The 19,865-nt window shown below is 33.1% G+C and carries 25 protein-coding genes and 1 pseudogene; 22 read left to right on the forward strand and 4 right to left on the reverse strand.

The window, feature by feature from the left end; genetic code table 11:
- Positions 1-324: 324 nt before the first annotated feature.
- Positions 325-828: a hypothetical protein gene (locus tag ACIGAM_RS16820; protein WP_396512641.1), complete on the forward strand. Its 504-nt coding sequence runs from the start codon at positions 325-327 to the stop codon at positions 826-828.
- 105 nt (positions 829-933) lie between these two features.
- Here the strand turns inward: ACIGAM_RS16820 and ACIGAM_RS16825 are convergent.
- Positions 934-1,179, reverse strand: a pseudogene (locus ACIGAM_RS16825) (group II intron reverse transcriptase/maturase); the annotation flags it as partial.
- A gap of 50 nt (positions 1,180-1,229) precedes the next feature.
- Between ACIGAM_RS16825 and ACIGAM_RS16830 the strand changes: the two are divergent.
- The 21 genes from ACIGAM_RS16830 (at position 1,230) to ACIGAM_RS16930 (ending at position 18,272) form a co-directional block, all read left to right on the forward strand.
- Complete coding sequence (locus ACIGAM_RS16830) at positions 1,230-1,610, forward strand: transposase (protein ID WP_396512642.1); 381 nt, start codon at positions 1,230-1,232, stop codon at positions 1,608-1,610.
- 190 nt (positions 1,611-1,800) lie between these two features.
- Positions 1,801-2,037 (forward strand): hypothetical protein, encoded by a 237-nt coding sequence (locus ACIGAM_RS16835; RefSeq protein ID WP_396512643.1) that lies wholly within the window; start codon positions 1,801-1,803, stop codon positions 2,035-2,037.
- A gap of 483 nt (positions 2,038-2,520) precedes the next feature.
- The gene (locus tag ACIGAM_RS16840) at positions 2,521-2,952 is read left to right on the forward strand and encodes a hypothetical protein (RefSeq protein ID WP_396512644.1); all 432 of its coding nucleotides are present in this window, start codon (positions 2,521-2,523) and stop codon (positions 2,950-2,952) included.
- 179 nt (positions 2,953-3,131) lie between these two features.
- Positions 3,132-3,689: a hypothetical protein gene (locus tag ACIGAM_RS16845; protein WP_396512645.1), complete on the forward strand. Its 558-nt coding sequence runs from the start codon at positions 3,132-3,134 to the stop codon at positions 3,687-3,689.
- Between the two features lie 677 nt (positions 3,690-4,366).
- Entirely contained in the window at positions 4,367-4,747 is a 381-nt protein-coding gene (locus ACIGAM_RS16850) for a transposase (protein WP_396512646.1), read from the forward strand.
- Positions 4,744-5,193, forward strand: a complete 450-nt coding sequence (locus ACIGAM_RS16855) for a hypothetical protein (RefSeq protein ID WP_396512647.1) — start codon at positions 4,744-4,746, stop codon at positions 5,191-5,193. Before ACIGAM_RS16850 ends, ACIGAM_RS16855 begins: the two co-directional genes overlap by 4 nt.
- Positions 5,194-5,200: 7 nt before the next feature.
- Positions 5,201-5,473, forward strand: a complete 273-nt coding sequence (locus tag ACIGAM_RS16860) for a transposase (protein ID WP_396512648.1) — start codon at positions 5,201-5,203, stop codon at positions 5,471-5,473.
- 155 nt (positions 5,474-5,628) lie between these two features.
- Positions 5,629-6,117: a hypothetical protein gene (locus ACIGAM_RS16865; protein WP_396512649.1), complete on the forward strand. Its 489-nt coding sequence runs from the start codon at positions 5,629-5,631 to the stop codon at positions 6,115-6,117.
- A 295-nt stretch (positions 6,118-6,412) separates the two neighbouring features.
- Positions 6,413-6,973 (forward strand): hypothetical protein, encoded by a 561-nt coding sequence (locus ACIGAM_RS16870; RefSeq protein ID WP_396512650.1) that lies wholly within the window; start codon positions 6,413-6,415, stop codon positions 6,971-6,973.
- A gap of 168 nt (positions 6,974-7,141) precedes the next feature.
- Entirely contained in the window at positions 7,142-7,699 is a 558-nt protein-coding gene (locus ACIGAM_RS16875) for a DUF4269 domain-containing protein (protein WP_396512651.1), read from the forward strand.
- A gap of 464 nt (positions 7,700-8,163) precedes the next feature.
- On the forward strand, positions 8,164-8,796 hold the full coding sequence (locus tag ACIGAM_RS16880) for a hypothetical protein (RefSeq protein ID WP_396512652.1): 633 nt from the start codon (positions 8,164-8,166) through the stop codon (positions 8,794-8,796).
- A gap of 195 nt (positions 8,797-8,991) precedes the next feature.
- Positions 8,992-9,414: a hypothetical protein gene (locus tag ACIGAM_RS16885; RefSeq protein WP_396512653.1), complete on the forward strand. Its 423-nt coding sequence runs from the start codon at positions 8,992-8,994 to the stop codon at positions 9,412-9,414.
- Positions 9,415-9,695: 281 nt separating this feature from the next.
- Positions 9,696-11,372, forward strand: coding sequence for a DNA mismatch repair protein MutS (locus tag ACIGAM_RS16890; protein WP_396512654.1), 1,677 nt, complete (start codon positions 9,696-9,698; stop codon positions 11,370-11,372).
- 438 nt (positions 11,373-11,810) lie between these two features.
- The gene (locus ACIGAM_RS16895; protein WP_396512655.1) at positions 11,811-12,689 is read left to right on the forward strand and encodes an NAD(P)H-binding protein; all 879 of its coding nucleotides are present in this window, start codon (positions 11,811-11,813) and stop codon (positions 12,687-12,689) included.
- Positions 12,690-12,697: 8 nt separating this feature from the next.
- Positions 12,698-13,609: a helix-turn-helix domain-containing protein gene (locus tag ACIGAM_RS16900; protein ID WP_396512656.1), complete on the forward strand. Its 912-nt coding sequence runs from the start codon at positions 12,698-12,700 to the stop codon at positions 13,607-13,609.
- Positions 13,610-13,811: 202 nt separating this feature from the next.
- Complete coding sequence (locus tag ACIGAM_RS16905) at positions 13,812-14,375, forward strand: Crp/Fnr family transcriptional regulator (protein ID WP_396512657.1); 564 nt, start codon at positions 13,812-13,814, stop codon at positions 14,373-14,375.
- A 121-nt stretch (positions 14,376-14,496) separates the two neighbouring features.
- The gene (locus tag ACIGAM_RS16910) at positions 14,497-14,886 is read left to right on the forward strand and encodes a RidA family protein (RefSeq protein WP_396512714.1); all 390 of its coding nucleotides are present in this window, start codon (positions 14,497-14,499) and stop codon (positions 14,884-14,886) included.
- A gap of 141 nt (positions 14,887-15,027) precedes the next feature.
- The gene (locus ACIGAM_RS16915; protein WP_396512658.1) at positions 15,028-15,585 is read left to right on the forward strand and encodes a TetR/AcrR family transcriptional regulator; all 558 of its coding nucleotides are present in this window, start codon (positions 15,028-15,030) and stop codon (positions 15,583-15,585) included.
- A gap of 57 nt (positions 15,586-15,642) precedes the next feature.
- On the forward strand, positions 15,643-16,623 hold the full coding sequence (locus ACIGAM_RS16920) for an alpha/beta fold hydrolase (RefSeq protein WP_396512659.1): 981 nt from the start codon (positions 15,643-15,645) through the stop codon (positions 16,621-16,623).
- Positions 16,624-16,822: 199 nt separating this feature from the next.
- Positions 16,823-17,380, forward strand: a complete 558-nt coding sequence (locus tag ACIGAM_RS16925; protein WP_396512660.1) for a Crp/Fnr family transcriptional regulator — start codon at positions 16,823-16,825, stop codon at positions 17,378-17,380.
- A gap of 82 nt (positions 17,381-17,462) precedes the next feature.
- Positions 17,463-18,272 (forward strand): SDR family oxidoreductase, encoded by an 810-nt coding sequence (locus ACIGAM_RS16930; protein ID WP_396512661.1) that lies wholly within the window; start codon positions 17,463-17,465, stop codon positions 18,270-18,272.
- Between the two features lie 97 nt (positions 18,273-18,369).
- On the opposite strand, the gene ACIGAM_RS16935 is transcribed toward ACIGAM_RS16930, so the two are convergent.
- The 3 genes from ACIGAM_RS16935 to ACIGAM_RS16945 all read right to left on the reverse strand — a co-directional run bounded on the left by ACIGAM_RS16935 (position 18,370) and on the right by ACIGAM_RS16945 (position 19,787).
- Entirely contained in the window at positions 18,370-18,963 is a 594-nt protein-coding gene (locus ACIGAM_RS16935; protein WP_396512715.1) for a transposase, read from the reverse strand.
- Entirely contained in the window at positions 18,964-19,239 is a 276-nt protein-coding gene (locus ACIGAM_RS16940) for a transposase (protein ID WP_396512716.1), read from the reverse strand.
- 146 nt (positions 19,240-19,385) lie between these two features.
- Positions 19,386-19,787 (reverse strand): transposase, encoded by a 402-nt coding sequence (locus ACIGAM_RS16945; RefSeq protein ID WP_396512662.1) that lies wholly within the window; start codon positions 19,785-19,787, stop codon positions 19,386-19,388.
- Positions 19,788-19,865: the final 78 nt, after the last annotated feature.

Here is a 19,865-nt window from a genome sequence, read left to right on the forward strand (position 1 = left end):
ACACATCGGAAAAGGAAGAAAAATGTCGGATTACACAAATTCGATTGACGAAATGAAAAAAATTATAAACGAATAAAAAACGGTGTACAACAACGTATCTAGCTCATAGCTAGTTAGTTGCTTAATAGAAGTTAAGGTATATTTGCTAGTCCGCCAAATTTTTTAATTTGGCTTATTGAAAAAAGATTATAAGAAAAATTAAAAAATTCGGCTCGTGCATAATCCGAAAATAATTTTATAATTTGCACGCTACGAGCCATATACAGAGACGTTGTACCCAATTTGAGAAAAATAATCTACATATTAATCGGACTACTAATTTTCGTGTCTTGTCAAGAAAAACAAAAAGCGGAAAAAGAAAAGCCTGCGTCCGAATTTGACTTGATTGCGGATTTGACCAACTTTCGACAAAATATGACTGAATTGGACACTTTGACAATTTCGTTTGACCATTCTGTATGTACTTATCAAGGATATGAACGAATTGAAATAACAAAACAATCTAACTCAATCAGAATTGTTAGTAATTTTAAAGAACTGACTTTTCAGGAAAACCCAAAATGGGAAAGAATTTACGACAAGAAAATATCCGAGAACGATACAATATGGAAATTTGAACAGTTTCTAAAACGAAATGAAAAGCGGAAAAATACTGACCAAAACAAACGTGGGATTTTAATGTTAACAGATAAAAAAGACACGATACGATATTCGACAGATGGACTTGTGGATTTAAATAGATTTCTCGCTGATTATTATGAAACAATGAGAAAAATTCACCCAGAAAATAAAAATGGAATTTATGGAGTTGATATTGTGGAGGAATAAAAACTGGGTACAACAATCGAGTAGACGAGTCCGCCCCTAATTAGGAATGGACGGCGGCTCTCACACCACCGTACGTTCGGGTCTCGTATACGGCGGTTCGTTAAATTAAAACTTTACTTTGAGGTAATATTCCAGCATACTCTCAAAACCTCGTTTTCTTAAACGTTTTTGGGTGATCGTAGTCCTAAGTATTGGAATTTGGGCTACTGCCCAACCTCCCATACGTGTCCTACTCCAGGCATAGGCCCGATCCTGTTTCACGCCTAATCTTATGAGGTTTTTACGTTTGCGCTCCGGTTTCTTCCAGTCGTGCCATATGCAATAACGTAGGCGGTTGCGTAGCCATTCGTCATTTACTGAAATAGGTTGACCAAAAATCAATCATTTAATTCAGGATCAAGATGAAAGACAACAAACCTCCCTGCTCAAAAAAAGAGTACCAAAAAGTAAGTTTTGAACTCAAACTAATGATCATTGACCAAATCCAGAACGGTCAGATCTCCGTTAACCACGCTGCCAAATCCTATAACATTTCAAGATCTTCTATTGATTATTGGCTAAAAAAATACAGTACCTTAGAACAAAAGAAACGAGGTATGAGTAAACAAGATGAGATCAAAAAGCTAAAAGATAAGATTGAAGAACTAGAATTTGTAAAAGAGTTTCAAAGGGATTACATCGCTAATTTGGAGAACCTATCAGGACTTGATCTGGCAAAAAAGCATTTGCCCGAAGCGTTGGCCAAAGAAATAGAAAAACGCAAAAGAGACCTTTTAAAATGAAATGGGTCTACCAATGTTTCGGGATATCTAAACAGGCTTTTTACAAACGTCTGTCAACACATCAAAAGTCTAACCAGCAAGAACAAGCCATACTTAACCTTGTTGAACAAGTTAGAAAAAAAATGCCTAAAACAGGCGGTTTAAAGCTTTATAAATCATTTAAACCAGCTCTTGTTGAAAACATATTAAAATGGGCAGAGATCGCTTCTATTCACTTCTTAGAAGACATCGACTGCTCATACCCAGAACCAAAAGAGAACATATCACTACAACTTCTAAGCATCACTTTTATAAATATCCAAATTTAGTTAAGGACTTTATTCCTACAGCTGCAGAGCAGCTGTGGGTAAGTGATATCACCTACATCAAAACAGATGATGGTAATGCGTATCTCGCGCTGGTAACAGATGCCTATTCTAAAAAATAATGGGTTATAAAATTGATGATCATATGAAAACAAGTCTTTGCATTGATGCATTACGAATGGTCTTAAAAAACGAAAATATAACGACCAAAAGCTCATTCACCATTCAGACCGCGGGTTGCAATACTGTAATCTTACTTATACCTCCTTTGCTGAATTAAACCAAATTAACATCAGTATGACTCAGCAATACGACCCTTATGAGAATGCCGTAGCCGAATGAATAAACGGAGTATTGAAACAAGAATTTGGATTGGGTAAAACAATTGTAAGTCTAAAACTAGCTCAGAAAATGGTGAAAAAAGCAGTCAAAATCTACAATTCAAAACGAATGCACTACAACCTAGAGTTTAAAACTCCGGACTTTGCTCACAGTAATCAAAATCATAATTACAAACAATACAGAAAAATACCGATATTAGTAACTCAATAAAAACAAAATAGTAAACCGGCAACTGGTCAACCTATTTCAGTATAAGACAAACGATGAACATTCCAAAAACATCAGATGATTTTCAAAATGACTTTTATTCTTCTATTGACTTAATGGATAAAATTGGAGAATTAAGGATTCAACAATTTATGGACAGACTGAATAAAGTTTCTGATAAAATAATAGTAGACGGAATTGTTAAAGTTTTTAAAAACGAAAAGAGACCTGAAACGGAATATATTGACCAAAAATACGCTGGAAAAATATTAGAAAAATTAAAACCAAAATCTGATTTAGATTTACTTGTGGTTTTAAAATCAACAATTGGGAATTGGAATAAAAGTGTTGAGGAATTCCCTTTTTGGATAAAAGAAAATTACGGAATTGAATCTGTAAAAAATAAATTGACTGAATTTGAAATTCAAAATCTGACCGAAATAGAATCGGACAAATTAAAAACGATAAAATGGTGGCTGAAAATCTAAATCGGAATAAAAAGCCAGCAGGTAACAACGTGTATAATTAATTGCTTTGGCAAGTGCTTATTTGGAAAATTCCTTCGGAATTTTCTCGCGTTCGTTTTTGTTTACTAAATTAGTTGCTTAAACACGCAACTAACCATACACAAACCGTTGTGCTACATTTACCAAAAAAACGAAAACGAATGAAAAAAAACTTACTGACTCTACTATTTGGACTTTTAGTAACATTAATCTACGCTCAAGAAAACGACAACATTGCAACGGAGAAAATTTGGAGAGTGAATTTTTTAAATCCAGGAGTAGAATTGGAATTACCAACTGGAACTTACTCAACTTTCTCAGCTGGACTTGGAATTGGGTATGGAGGCGGATATCCTGACTTGACTTTTGGAGGTAGTGGATTTATTTACATAATCAGTCCATTTTTAGATGTTCAAGAAAAATGGTTTTATAATCTAAATAAACGGAACAGCAAAAAGAGAACGACCGAAAATAATTCTGGAAATTTTGTTTCGTTGAGATTTATAACACGTGGGAATTCAATCGCTGAAAATGTAAACCGAACCTCTGACTTTGATTTCGCAATTGGACCAACTTGGGGAATTCAAAGAAAATACGGAAAGAATTTTCACTTACTTTTTGACGTCGGACCTCAATATTATTTGGACACAAATGGAAATGGAAATATTTGGCCAATAATGTTACAACTGAATTTAGGATTTGACTTTAAAAAGAAATAAAAAACGTTGCACAACAATGTATAACCGCAATTACGGCGGATTCGACTACGTCCGAATCCACTCGGAATTGCTAACGTCAGTGCTTAACCGAAAATAATCGCTAATTTAACCCGTAACTGACGGTTATACGAGACCGTTATCTACAACAGCTCCGAAACGAAATTCCGGCGGAATTTATTTCGGAACTGTAAAATTTCAAAGATTCTACTTCTAACACCAGGCGTCGACGGATTTAATAAAAATCAATTAAACGGAGACGGACAATAAAACGCAAAAATTGCGCGGATCTTAAACTAGTGCGGACAAAAAAATCGCGGAAACCACTCTTGCGCGGACAAGCTAAACGTGAATTAAACTAATTTTAAACTCCTACTTGATTCTCAAAAAAACGGATAATCCAGCTACCAAAACCAATCAAACGCCGAAAAAAATATCGCGGATCAACAAACGTCTTCACTCAGGCGTGTCGCTGAAGTAGATAACAACGGTTATAAAAAATAGCTGATTTTCAATAGTTTCCAAGTTTTGGTTTGTTTAATTTCTATAAATTTAAAACGGAAAGAAAGCAGCACTTTTAGCCGCTACTTTTCATAACCAAAACCGTTACCTGCAAGCTGAAAAAACGTCATTTCCTGAAATAGGTTGACTAAAAATCAATCATTTAATTCAGGATCAAGATGAAAGACAACAAACCTCCCTGCCCAAAAAAACAGTATCAAAAAGTAAGCTTTGAACTTAAGCTAATGATCATTGACCAAATCCAAAATGGTCAAATCTCCGTTAATTATGCTGCTAAATCCTACAATGTTTCAAGATCTTCTATTGACTATTGGCTAAAAAAATACAGTACCTTAGACCAAAAGAAACGAGGTATGAGTAAACAAGATGAAATCAAAAAGCTAAAAGATAAGATTGAAGAACTCGAGTTTGTAAAAGAGTTTCAAAGGGATTACATAGCTAATTTGGAGAACCTATCAGGACTTGATCTGGCAAAAAAGCATTTGCCCGAAGCATTGGCCAAGGAAATAGAAAAACGCAAAAGAGACCTTTCAAAATGAAATGGGTCTACCAATGTTTCGGGATATCTAAACAAGCTTTTTACAAGCGTCTGGCAACACATCAAAAGTCCAACCAGCAAGAACAAGCCATACTTAACCTTGTTCAACAGGTCAGAAAGGAAATGCCCAAAACAGGCAGTTTAAAGCTGTATAAACACATCAAGCCGGTACTTGTTGAAAAGAACATCAAAATGGGTAGAGATCGCTTCTATCTACTTCTTAGAAGACATCGACTCCTCATACCAAGAACTAAAAGAGCACACATCACAACAAACTCAAAACATCATTTTTATAAATATCCTAATCTGGTTAAACAATTCATCCCCCAAGCTGCAGAGCAGCTGTGGGTAAATGATATCACTTATATTAAAACTGATGGTGGTAATGCCTATCTAGCCCTTGTAACAGATGCCTATTCTAAAAAAAATAATGGGTTACAAAATTAATGACCATATGAAAACAAGCCTCTGCATAGATGCGCTGCAAATGGCTTTAGCACAACGAGAATATCCAGACCAAAAGATCATTCATCACTCAGACCGCGGTCTACAATACTGTAACCCTACCTATACTAACTTCGCAGAGAGAAACGGAATCAACATCAGTATGACTCAGCAATACGACCCTTATGAGAATGCCGTAGCCGAACGAATAAACGGAATATTAAAACAGGAATTTGGATTGGGTAAAACAATTGTGAGTCTAATTAGCTCAGAAAATGGTTAAAAAAGCAGTCAAAATCTATAACTCAAAACGAATGCATTACAGCCTGGAGTTTAGAACTCCGGAATTTGCTCACAGTAATCAAAATCATAATTACAGACAATACAGAAAAATACCGATATTAGTAACCCAATAAAAACAAAATAGTAAACCGAAAAATGGTCAACCTATTTCAGTATAAGACAAAAGTTGCGATTATATTTATGGTTTTAGGTTTCAATTTAGGTTTTAGCCAAGTTGAACTGCCTTTTTTTGAACAAATCGCGTTTGATTTTTACAAGGACACTATTATTGAAAAATATTCTTCCAACAAGAAAATTCGGATTGCAAAATATGCGGTGGACTTGCATCCTCATTATTACAGATTTCAGGTGGACGAATGTCTTACTAGAGAATTTCTTGATGAGAAAACGAATTTGCAGATTTTGAGCTCTTATGCTGAAAAAGAGACGGACTTTGATTTTTATACTAAGTTAATGAACTATGACGTAGTAGATAAAAAACAATTCCGGATTAAAAATTCAAAAACTGAAAGTTACCCATACTTGCGGATTTCAATGCCATATTATAAAAAAATGAGCTATATAAGTATATCGTTAACATCGTTGAACACCATAAAAAATGGAGTATTGAGTACTTTCTATTAATAGATGAAAATGGGAATGTAATAAAGTGGTGCCGAGATAAGGACATCATTATAACTCAGTATCACGGATAAAAATACTACAGCTAACAAAGCCTAAACGTAATGCGGACTTTAGGGCTAAAACCAATGGTCTGTGTATATTTATGAAGTCGCTAAATCTTATGGATTTAGCTTTGAAACAAAAAGAAAAAGCAAAACAATAAGCTTTAGCTACGTCGGCAGACGGAAACGAAAAGTTTCCTTGCCTCCGCACTACGCTTAGCCGAACCGTTGTAAGCAAGCTGAAAAAACCGGAAATGAACGAAATTTTGAGTTGGAATATTAACAAAGAAAAACTGATTGACTACAAATCGGAAGGTTGGACTGAAGATTATTTCGTTTCATCACCAAATAATGAATACGGAATTATAGTCTACAATATTGACGAATGGAGAATGGGAGCTTATGTTGGACTAATTGGAATTTACTCAAACTCTAAAAATCCGAAACTTGAACTGAATTCAAGTCGAACTTGGATATATTTCCAAAACGATAAAACATTTGATTTCCTTGAAAAATCGGAATGTATAGTTTGTAGAAAACCTGCCCACAATCCGAATAATCCGAAAGGTGGTTTTTCTTTTATTATCATAAATCTGAAAAAGAAAAAATTCGCATTCCTTGATTTTGACCCAACATCAATTTATTACGGACTTAAGGAAACGGAAAAAAATAAAGCAAAATTAATTGAGGTTCATCCGAGAGATTTAGAATATCTGAATAGAGAAAAACGGACAAACGAAATTGTAGATTTGGAAAACCTAAAATGGCTCGACTTAATTGATTTTGACAGAGCTTTAGAAAAGTATTATGAATAGAAAAGCCAGCTTACAACACCGTGCATAATTAATTGCTTTGGCAAGTGCTTATTTGGAAAATTCCTTCGGAATTTTCTCTGGTTCGTATTTGTTAACTAAATTAGTTGCTTAACCACGCAACTAACCATACACAACAACGTTGCCCACAATTTGAAAAAAATTCGGACATTGATTGAAAATTTTAGAAATATTGAATATTTAGAATTCGGAAACGAAAGACAAAAACTTGCTTTCTCTGAAATAAAAAAATATGAGATTTTAGAGAAACTCGAAAACTATAACCCAATTTTGACAGGAACTATTCCAATCGGAATTGATTTACCAGAAAGTGATTTAGATATTATTTGTGAATGTCAAAATCACTCTGAATTTAAAACATATTTATCAGAAAATTTTTCTAACAAAAAAGACTTTAAAGTTTATTCAACAAACCAAAACGGAATTGAATCAACTGTTGCGGAATTTAAAACCGACAATTTTTTGTTTGAAATTTTCGGACAAAATATACCAACTGAAAAGCAAAACGCTTATCGACATATGATTATTGAAAACAGAATTTTAAACGAAAAAGGAGCTGACTTTAAGAAGAAAATAAAAAAATTAAAATCTGACGGATTAAAAACGGAGCCAGCTTTTGCCGAACTATTAGGTTTGAAAGGAAATCCATATACTGAATTACTAAAATTGGAAATAAAAACTGTCCTGTTTTTAGGGAAGCCTACATAGAGACTTGCAATATTATTGGTTCATACCTTGGTTCTAAAAATAAAGACGCTGTAATCTGTGATTGTGAAAAAGCCAATGAGGAAAGGAAAAAAATTGTATTAGAATCTTTGGATGACTATTTTCGGAAAAGAAAAGTGAATTACGAATGTTACGAAGAAAAATAAAAATAACTGTACCCAACAATGGTAACCGTTGCACAAGTCTCTAATTCTTATAAAATCTCCCTTATTTAAGCCGCTCTTTAGCGGTTTTTCTATTTTAATAAAAGCCCTTATTATAAGCACAAAAAAGTTCTGATATCCCGTAAATCACTTCTGTAAATAAGTATATTTGTTTGGATATAAGGAGTTGGCAACAAGTTAATTGAACCGAGAAACTGATTGACTAACTGAAAAGCAACGTTCACTCATTTTCGATTTCAGAATTAATAAAGGAAATTTAAGTTTGAATTAAAATAACAGAATATGAAAACCATTTTTACCGTCTTAATGTTATTCTTGACATTTAATTCATTTTGCCAAGAGCTTTCTGGGAAAAAATCAATTAACAAACCAAACTATTCGGAGAATTCAGAATTAAAAATATTCTATTCAGACAAATCAAGCAAATTTCATTCTGACCAAAAACCAGCAGGAATATTTGTTAATGACAAATTTGTTGGAAGTCAAGAAGTGCTGAATTATATAAATCAAGATAAAATTGAGACAATCAATATAGAAAAGGAAAAATTTGAAATGAACGGAATAGAATATTATGGAAAGATTTATCTAAAAATGAAATCTGATTACAATCCAAAGTTCCTTACACTGAAAAAACTTTCTGAAAAATATTTGAAGTTAAATGAAAATCCAATAATATATCAAATAGACGAAAAAGTTGTTGAAAACAGCTCGAATGAAATTTTAGTAGACGAAAATTTTATTTTAAAAATTGTTGTTGAGAAAATAAACACATCTGAAAATAATACAGAAATCAATCTGATAAGGCTGATAACAAAAACGCCCGAAAACATACAAAAGGCGAACGAAATACGAATAAAAGGAATTGAAAATATAAAACCAGTTGCCAACAAAGGTAACCGTTGCACAAGACTTTAATTCTTAGAAAATATCACTTATTTAAACCGCTTCTTAGCGGTTTTTCTATTTTAAAAAGGCTCTGTTAATCAATATAAAAATGTTCTGATATCCCGTTAATCACTTCTGTAAAAAAGTATATTTGTTAGGATATAATGAGTTGGCAGTAATTTACAAACAGAATTCAAAATTGAATAATTAAAACTAATCTATGAAATGAAAACTAAAAAACTAATTTTTACATTAATTCTTGGAATAATCTTCTCTAACAGTTATTCCCAAATATCTGCATCCTTTTATCAGAATGAATCGAATTCTAAAATTGCAATTGGGTACGAATTTAACGACAAATTATGGACGGACTTTAGATTATATTCTGGAACAAATATTGAAAATATAACACCGGAAATAGTCCTGAACTATAATTTAGTGAAAAAAGAAAAATATGAAACATATATTGGAGCTGGAATTGTATTAAATAATATTAATGGAATAGTTATACCTATTGGAATCGGAATTAAACCATTTGAGAGTTTGAAAAAATTATCATTTAATATTGAATTAAATCCGTTATATGAAATTGACTTTGAAGACGTATTTATTCGTGGATTTATTGGAATTAGGTATGTTGTGAAATAAAAAACTAATGCTAACAAAGAGAGGGGATTATCAATGTTGATAAAATCTAACACTTCAGCGTATATCATAACCTTAATCCTCTCTTTGTTCTTTCTGATTTATACTATCAATTTAAAGAGAATCAAACTTAAGCCGTTTATAATTTATTGCTAGTTCTAGCCTACTTACGAGAGTCATCGCGGACTTTCTATTCGGTTTGTATTTGCTAAATTAGTTGCTGAAACACGCAACGAAATCATACACAAACACGTAGTAAACATAAAAAAATCGTCTGAAAATATATGAGTTGGATTTTAGGAATAATTATCATTTTAATTTTACTGTTTATAATCACTAACTTCAGAAAGAAAAAGTCGTTAAGAAAAATCAAAAATGATTTAATAAATAATTGGGGCAAACATAAAAAAAAAGATGAATTCCATTTTGGCTCCATCGAAAAATATTTTCAAAATAATAACCAAAAAGAAAAAGCATTTCACATAATATCAGACAGATGTGCATCTGATTTGGATATCAACGAAACATTTAAAATAATTGACAGAACTTCTTCAAAAATAGGTCAACAATTTCTCTACTGTAAATTAAGAACAATTGAAAACCAAGATAAATTGATGAAATTCAATATACTTGTTCTTCTTTTCGAAAAAAATCAAAATTTAAGACTAAAAACCCAATTGGAGTTGAGTAAACTGAACTCTAATGATTATTATAATTTTGAAGATTTGGTAACTTCAAAACCCGTTAAAAAGCCAAAAATATTATGGTTAATATATACATTAACAGGTTTATCAACATCTTTTATCCTCTTAGGTATATTCTTTCCCATTTTTTTTATATTTCTAATTCCAATACTTGCTTTAAATATGGCATTTCATTATAAAAACAAATGGAATGTATCAAATTATCTTGATGGTGTAAGCCAACTTTCCAAGGCATTAAATGTTTCCAAGAAAATAGCAAGTTTTCAAGAAGTTAAACATCATTTCCCAAACACATCATTCATTAAAGAAATAGAAAAAATAAAGCTCAAAACTGCATTTATTAGTTTTGAGAAAAACATTGATAACGAATTTGCATCAGTAGTTTGGCTAATATCTGAATTTATAAAAGTACTTTTCAATTTAGAATATCTAATTTTTTACAGTTTCATTGGCTCAATTACGACTAAAAGAGAAGAACTAAAAAAAATGTTTCATTTTATAGGAGAAATTGATTCTGCTATTTCTAATGCTTCACTAAAAGCAAGTGATTATAATTTATGTTCTCCAGAATTCACAGAAGACAAAGAAATAAAAGTCAAAGAAATTTCTCATCCATTGATAAAAAACTGCGTTGTTAATGATTTAAGTTTAACAAACAAAAGTTTATTGTTGACAGGTTCAAATATGTCGGGAAAAACAACTTTTATAAGGTCAATTTCCATAAATAGTATTTTAGCTCAAACTTTAAACATCTGTTTTGCTAAAGAATATATTGCCCCTTTTTTTAAAATATATTCTTCGATTAAAATTACTGATGACTTACTAGAAAATACAAGCTATTATCTTGAAGAAGTTTTGACCATCAAAAAATTAATAGATGTATCTAAAAGCAAAATTCCTCATTTATTTGTCTTAGACGAGATATTTAAAGGAACAAATACAATTGAGAGAATTTCTGGTGGTAAGGCTATTTTATCGTATCTCAATAAAGGCAAAAATATTGTTTTGGTTTCAACTCACGATATTGAGTTAACCGATATATTAAGTAAAGAAAATTTTGAGTTATTTCATTTCAGTGAACAAGTAGAAAACAACAAATTAAATTTTGACTATAAACTTAAAGAAGGTGAATTAAAAACAAGAAACGCAATCAAAATTTTAGAACTATATAATTATCCGTCTGAGGTAATTAAAGATGCAAGAACAACGGAAAAAATAACGTTTGCCAACACCGGTAACCGTTGCACAAGACTTTAATTCTTAGAAAATATCACTTATTTAAACCGCTTATTTGCGGTTTTTCTATTTTTATATCGTTTGTAAATTAGCAGAATGAAGTCTCTTTAAAATGGACTTTCACTCTTGATTTAACGTCATCGTGAACCTTAAAAACAAGCCGAGCATCCCTGCCCTACTTTTGGTGCGTTTTTCAATAAACTTCAGGTATTTTTTGAGGTTGTAGGCGATGGCAGAGAGCTGGATTTTAGGGAATCTTCAAAACTAGATAGGGTACTTAAAATCGTGCGTAACTTAATTTAAACCTGTAGCCGTATTTTAAGACTATACTTTAAAAAAAATGTTACTAAGTCCTGAACATAATGAAATTATCAAATTTGGCTTGCGAATAGCCTAATTTGACTACATCAATTCATAAGCGTTATTAGAATTTTGTTGCTCACAAAAGAATATGATAAAATGAAAATAACACTTACAAGTTCATTAGGAAACATAGGGAAAACACTTGCTGAAAACCTAATTAAAAAAGGTCACGAAGTAACAATTATAAGTCACTCAGTAGAACGAAAAGCGGAAATTGAAAACATCAACGGTAAACCGCATATTGGCTACTTACAGGATTTAGATTTTTTAGTTGCTGCTTTTTCTGGTGCAGATGCTGTTTTCTTAATGAATCCACCTGACTACACACAACCTGATATCAGAGAATATTACAGACAAACAAGTACAAATTTTGCAAAAGCAATTGAAACAACAGGAGTTTACAGAGTTGTACTTTTAAGTAGTTTTGGAGGGCACCTGACTTATGGAACAGGCCCAATATTGGGTTCGCATTTTTCAGAAGAAATCATCAAACAACTACCGAATATAAGTCTGACCATATTAAGACCAACCTACTTTTACTACAATCTCAATAATTACATTGATATGATAAAATATACCGGTCAAATTTTAGCCAATTACGGTACAACTAAATTTCCACTTGTTTCACCAAAAGACATAGCAGAGGTGGCAACTTATGAATTAGAAAACAATCAAAGTAATTTGTTTAGATATATTGCAAGTTCAGAACATACCGGACAGGAAATTGCAACGATATTGGGTCAAGCGATTGGTAAACCAGATTTGAAGTGGACAATAGTTTCAGACGAAGACATAAAAAAAGGAATTGAACAAAATGGAATACCTACCCACATAGCCAGTCTATTTACTGAAATGTATCACAGTTTAGAGAATGGTAGGCTGACTGAAAATTATGAAAACAATAAACCGTCAGAGATGGGTCGTGAGAGTCTTTTAGACTTCGCAAATGAATTTGCTACATTGTACAATAAATAGAATGATAAATGTCAAAACACATTGTTCATATTCATAGTATTAACGAGTACCATAAAATTAATAATCTCGCAAGCCCACAACATCCCCTAGTGAGCGTCATTAATTTTGAGGATATTAAGCATAAAACTGGTACTTCTATACATGTAACGCACGGCTTTTATTGCATCGCATTAAAACGCTTATACGAAGGGAAAATGAAATATGGACAGCAAGAGTATGATTTTGACGAAGGTGTTCTAGCATTTGTAGCACCCAATCAAGTAATGGCTATTGAAGTTGAGAACAACGAACTGAATCATTCTGGGTGGTTACTTCTATTTCATCCAGATTTTTTATGGAATACAGCTTTGGCTAAAAAAATTAAAAACTATGACTTTTTTGACTATCAGTTGAACGAGGCATTGCATCTTTCTGAAAAAGAAGAAAAAATGCTTATTCGGATTATGGAAGATATTTTTCAAGAGTATAACTCAAATATTGATAATTTTAGTCAAGATGTAATTATTTCACATTTAGAGCTTTTATTAACGTATTCAAAACGGTTTTATCAACGTCAATTTATTACACGCAAAAAGGCTAACCACACAATTTTAGATCAATTTGAATGTACTTTAAATGATTTACTTAGAGATGAAATGTTGAAACGTAATGGTTTGCCTACAGTTGAAAAAATAGCTAATAGACTCAATGTGTCTCCCAATTATTTGACAAGACTTTTAAAAACAATCACCGGAAAAAGCACACAATCGTTTATACACGAAAAAATAATAAAACTGGCAAAGGAAAAACTATCAACTACCGGACTTTCCGTTAATGAAATAGCTTACGAATTAGGTTTTGAACATCCACAATCATTTGGCAAATTATTCAAGCAAAAAACAGCAATGACGCCCTTAGAGTTTAGAAAAAGCTTCAATTGAATTTAATTAGAAAAATGAAATATAGTAAGCTAGTTCTTATAATTTATAAAAACAATAGCGGTTTAAGTGCTTAATCTAAAGTAAGTGAATGTAACAAGTCTGTACATAATTAAAACGTTAGTATATTTTAAGCTGCAACTATTCTTATATTAGACCATTGGGAATCTCTTTGACAAGTGGTATAAAAATTAATTCTAGTTTGATGAAAGAAAAATTAAGAGCACATATTGAAAATATAATACCGCTTACAGATGATGAGTTCTTACATATTCTATCATTTTTCTCATTTGAAACATATAAAAAAAATGATTTTCTTATTCACGAAGGAGATCAGGTAAAGTTTTGTTATTTGATTGTTACCGGGCTTTTGAAATTAGTTTACGATGACAAAAATAAAAAACAACATATTGTTTCCTTTGCGATGGAAGACTGGTGGGAAAGTGATTTTTCAGCTTATTTCTCGCAAACTAAAGCTAAAATGTTTTTACAGTGCATAGAAGACACTAACGTATTTTCATTGAGCTTTGCAAACTATCAAAAATTAGCAGCAGAATCACCCAAAATGAAACAGTTCTTTCTTGAAAAATCTAATTCAGGACATATAGCTTCACAAAATAGAATTTTATCTTTTTTAACATCAAGTGCTAAAGAACGATATGAACAACTTCTCAACCAATATCCTTTATTATTTCAACGTGTACCTAAAACCCTTTTAGCTTCATATTTAGGAGTTTCGCGTGAGACTCTTAGCCGACTTTCTTCTTAATAACTGCACTCCTTTATTATTGTGACATAGGTCACGCACAAGTAATACAAGTATTTAAATATTTGCAATTAGAGTATCAACTCCTAGTTCAACATTAATGCAAAAGAAAAAAGAAGAAAAAATGGAAAAACGAATCATCAATCCGTGGAAATGGCAAAACGAAAGAAGTTATGTACAGGCCGTAGAGGTTACAAAGCCAGAAGGTACGCTCTATATTTCTGGGCAAACAGCAATAGATGATATTGGCAAATCAAGCACTTCTAATATGAAATCTCAATTAATTCAAGCTATAGAAAACCTAGAAAGAGTTATAAAGGAAGCCGGCTATGAATGTGGAAATATTGTAAGATTAAACATTTATACCACTTCAACTGAAGAGCTATTTACTTGTTTTGATATTTTCCAAAATTGGGTGTCTGATCACGGCATAAAACAAGCAAGTACAGTTTTAGAAGTAAAAAGTCTCTTTGAAACATTAAAGGTAGAATTAGAAGCTACAGTAGTTAAATAGTATTTGATTTTTAAATTCAAAATAAAAAATAGTAAACTCATGCGATACTTTTTATAAACACGGTATCAGAAATAAGCTGAAGCTTGATTAATGAATTTTACCAATCGTTCGGTAATTGCATATTTTTAATATCTTTGCCTTATGAGACCACAAAAAGTAAATGACGACGAGTTAATAACTTCCCTATCAAAAATCTTAAGAACACATGGGTATGAAGGCACAAGTCTTAAAGACCTATCTGATAGTACGGGCTTAAAAAAAGCAAGTCTTTATCATAGATTTCCAAATGGTAAAAAGGAAATGGCTCAATCTGTACTTAACCATACGGGCAAATGGGTGGCAGATAACATATTTAACGTACTTAATAAAGAAGGGGAAACTGCTGAAAGTAGATTGAAAAATGCATTGTTACAAATACAGAAGCTTTATAACGGCGGACTAGACTCTTGTATATTTAGAGCTTTATCTATGCAGAATGGAATGGATTTGTTCAGTGATAATATTTCAAATGGTATGAAGGAGTGGTTAGAGGCATTTAAAAATTTTGGCTTATCCATACATTTATCAGAGCACTTAGCAGAAGAAAAAGCTATGCAAACATTAATTGATATACAAGGTAGTCTTGTGGTTAGTAAAGGTTTGCAGGATACTACCATTTTTGAAAACACATTGAAAAAGATAGAAGATAAATATATCTAAAAAAATTTCTTACTTAAATATACCGAATGTTCGGTAACTAAATAAAACTAAGCATACATGAAAAAAGTAATCTCCATATTTTTAAGTGCAGTACTGTTTCTTTTTGGGTGTGAAGAATCTAAAAAGGAAAGCAACATAGTTCAAACCACTATAAAATATCAAAAAACACTTCCTATGAAAATGACAAAATTTAAAACAATAGAAGTTGATGGTATCAACATAGCATATCGAGAAGCCGGAAACCCAGAGAATCCCACAATGGTTTTATTGCATGGCTATCCTTCGTCATCACACCAATACCGAAAAGTACTCAATGCATTATCAGACGAGTATTATTTAATTGCACCAGATTATCCAGGTTATGGAAACAGTGATTTTCCTGCTCCAGAAGTATATACATACACTTTTGAGAATATCGCCAATACAATGGATTCCTTTTTGAAAAAAAAGGGATTAGATACTTATGCTATTATGATGCAGGATTATGGTGCTCCCATTGGGTTTAGAATTGCGGTTAAACATCCTGAACGCATTACGGCTATTATTAATCAAAATGGTAATGCCTATGAGGAGGGACTTGGAAAAGGCTGGGAACTCATTAGAAATTTCTGGGTCGATAGAAATGAAATAACCGAAAAAGCATTGTTACCTGCCTTTACTTTAGATGGTTTAAAATGGCAATATACCCACGGAACAAGAAATCCAGCAAACGTAAATCCTGACACCTGGCATTTAGATTACCTTAGAATGTCAAGACCCAATGCTCATAAGGTTAATTTAGATTTATGGTATGATTACCAGGATAATATTAAGCACTATCCTTTATGGCAGAAGTATTTACGAGAGCATCAACCGCCATTGCTTATCGTATGGGGAAAAAATGACGAATATTTTCCGGAACAGGGTGCCCGGGCATTTAAAAAAGATGTAAAAACTATTGACTATAATATTTATGATACAGGACATTTTGCTTTAGAAGAAGATGGCGAAAAAATCATTGCCAAAATGAGAGCCTTTATGAAGAAATATTTGAAATAGCAAACGGCTGAAAAGATTTAAACTTTATAGTTGTTTCAATCCTATTTCTAAATAATCTTTCGGCTTTTCTATTTAACGTATTTATTAAAACCTAAAACTACAGGTTTTAATATAAGGTAAGATCGTATGTAACTGACAGCAAAAGATATTTTTACCAAATGGTAAATGACATAAAAAAGCAATGGCTTACTTTACAATAATGAAAGAATTTATAGAATACATATTACGATATGGTAATTTGAATAAACAGCAAATTGACTTGATTACAAGCAAAGCAAAAGAAATTGAACTTATCAAAGATGACTATTTTGCAGAAGCAGGTAAAGTTTTAAAACAGGTCGGTTTTATTATTGATGGTATTCTTCGTATTTGTTATTACAACAACAAAGGTGAAGAAATCACTAAAATTTTTATTGAAGAAAACCATCTTCTTTTCAACTTAAACAATGCTCCTTCAACGGAATATATACAGGCTGCAACAGATTGTAAGCTCCTTGTATTTTCTAACAAAAGTTGGAAAGAAATTTCCGATACTATAATTGATTGGGAATATATTATACAAAAGATTACGAATAAATCACTTGCGCAAAAATTGGAACGCGTAAGTCCGTTAGTTTCGCAAGATGCAACCACACGTTATCTAGAATTTATGGAAAAATATCCAACACTTGTCAATCGCATTCCCTTATCATACATCGCTTCATATTTGGGAATCACACAACAGTCGTTGAGTAGAATAAGAAAAAATATTCGCTAAACTGATTTTACCATATGGTAAACAGGTTCATTTTTAATCTGTGCACTTTTGTACCATCAATTTATATTAAAACATGAAGAAAATGGACAAAACAATTTTTATTACAGGCGCATCATCAGGATTAGGAAAAGCAACTGCCAAATTATTTGCGGCAAATGGTTGGACGGTAATTGCTACAATGCGTAATCCCGAAAAAGAAACAGAACTTACTGAGTTACCAAACATTCATCTTTTGAAGTTGGACATCAATAATGCCAAGCAAATTGCTCAAGTAGCTTCTGAAGCGGAAAAATTAAGTCCTGTAGATGTATTATTCAATAATGCAGCGTATGGACTTATGGGAGCTTTTGAGGGGACTAGCGATGAACAATTAACAAGACAGATCAACACTAATTTCTTAGGAACAATACTCGTTACAAAATCATTTCTTCCTTACTTCAGAGCAAGAAAAGGAGGTACGATTATTACTGTTACATCTTCAACCGCTAATATTCCTTATCCGTTTGTAGCAGTTTATGCAGCAACAAAATCAGCATTGGAAACGTGGACGGAAGGAATGAGCTACGAACTAAATGAGTTTGGAATCAATATCAAAACAATTGTTCCTGCTTATATGCAAACTAGCTTTGGAAATAATGCACAAATGGTTTCTCATCAAAATTATCAGGAAGTTTTTAATCAATACATCACGGCAATGAAAGCAGATTCAAATGCAAAAAAAGATACACCTGAAAACATTGCCAATGTAGTTTTCAAAGCTGCGACAGATAACAAAAAGAAATTACACTACACAGCTGGCAAACTATCAACAGTAGAATATGAATGGCTGAGAAAAGATGGAATAGAAAATGTAATTTCAACAACGAACAAGCGATTTTTTGAAAACGAATAATGACGTAAAAAAGCCCAGCTGCCAACAACGGTAACCGTTGCACAAGCCTCTAATTCTCAGAAAATCTCACATATTTAAACCGCTTTATAGCGGTTTTTTAGTTTTGGGCCATTCTCATAACAGAAAAAATTAGGATCCTCAAAAGAGATCTATAGGCTTCCTTTAATGCGGTTTTGAGTTCTAAAAACAAGTCGAGCATACCTGCCCCACTTTTGGTGCGTTTTTCAATAAACTTCAGGTATTTTTTGAGGTTGTAAGCGATGGCGGAGAGCTGTATACATTTGTTGGCCTGATTTAATCCAATGGTATTTACCTTCCTTAGCCCCATAAACTGAGTTAAGGTTCCAAAGACGGGCTCTACCGTGCTTTGTCGTTTGCCTTTCATATACCTGCCCTGAGTGCTTTCTACCCGGGCGATATTACGCTGATACTCTGCGCAGTAGTAAGTAACACTAAACTTCTTTTCCTGTGCGCTTTTGCCCAGACAGCTCCTGCGTATTGGGCAATCAATACACACGTGCTTGCGGGCACGGTATTCCTTTTTTCGGGTTCCAGTTCTATAATCGTTGAACTCTTTGGTAAACGGGATTATCTTGCCCTGTGGGCACAGGTAATAATCTTCGTTTTCAACATACTCAAAGCCATCGGGACCGCCTTTAAACGTTCCGTGAGCAGGTATAAAACTCTTGATTCACTGACGTTCTAAAAATGCGTAGTTCTCTCCGGAGCTATAACCCGTATCAGCTACACAATTCTCCCATACCAAACCCTGCTGCCACAAGCGACGCTTTAACCGTTTTACAATATCGGGCAGTTGCTGGTTATCCTTACCGTCAGCGTGATAGGCCCTGATGTCTGTAATCACGTGATGACCCGTATCTACACTAAGCTGACTCAGGTAATTGAGCTTTCTGGCCTTACTTATGTCATCCTCTCGCTTTTGCTCGTCGGTGACAGGGACACTGATGCGTGCATCAGGATCGGTAGGACTATAATGCGTTTTGTTGCTGGTGTATTTGCTGCCTTTATTTCCTGCTCCCGGACGCTGATCCTGATCTTTGCTCCAGCGCTAGTTGCGGGTGCTAATGGCTTTTAATTCTTCTTCGCTGGCTGTTATGCTACGCTGGTTTTTATCTGATTTATCATCTTTACTTTTACGAAAAGGCTGCTCTTTGTCCATCGCGCTGATGTGGCAACCTTGCGCAGGTGAGATTCTAATTCTTCCTCAGGTACTTTAAGTTCCAGAGTGTCCACCGAAGCATTGGCTTTTACCGGTGCGCTGTCGATAGCCTGAGTATGCCCACTCACCATTCCGGCTTCTACACAAAGGCTGAATACTTTTGTGAAAACCGATTCAAAGACATCTTCAGGAAACAACTGCCGCGTTCGACTGATGGTAGAATGCCAGGGCAATTCTTCATCAATATCGTAACCTATAAAATATAGGATATCCAGCCGCATACTGCAATGATCTATTAACTTCCGGTCGCTAATGATGTTTTCTAAATAGCCCACTAAGCACAGTTTAAAAAACACAACAGGATCTATGCTCTTTTAACCACTGCTGCCGTAAAAGTCACGGGTAAGTTCATA

Source organism: Leeuwenhoekiella sp. NPDC079379 (assembly GCF_044542075.1).
In the GTDB taxonomy this organism is placed as follows: Bacteria; Bacteroidota; Bacteroidia; order Flavobacteriales; family Flavobacteriaceae; genus Leeuwenhoekiella.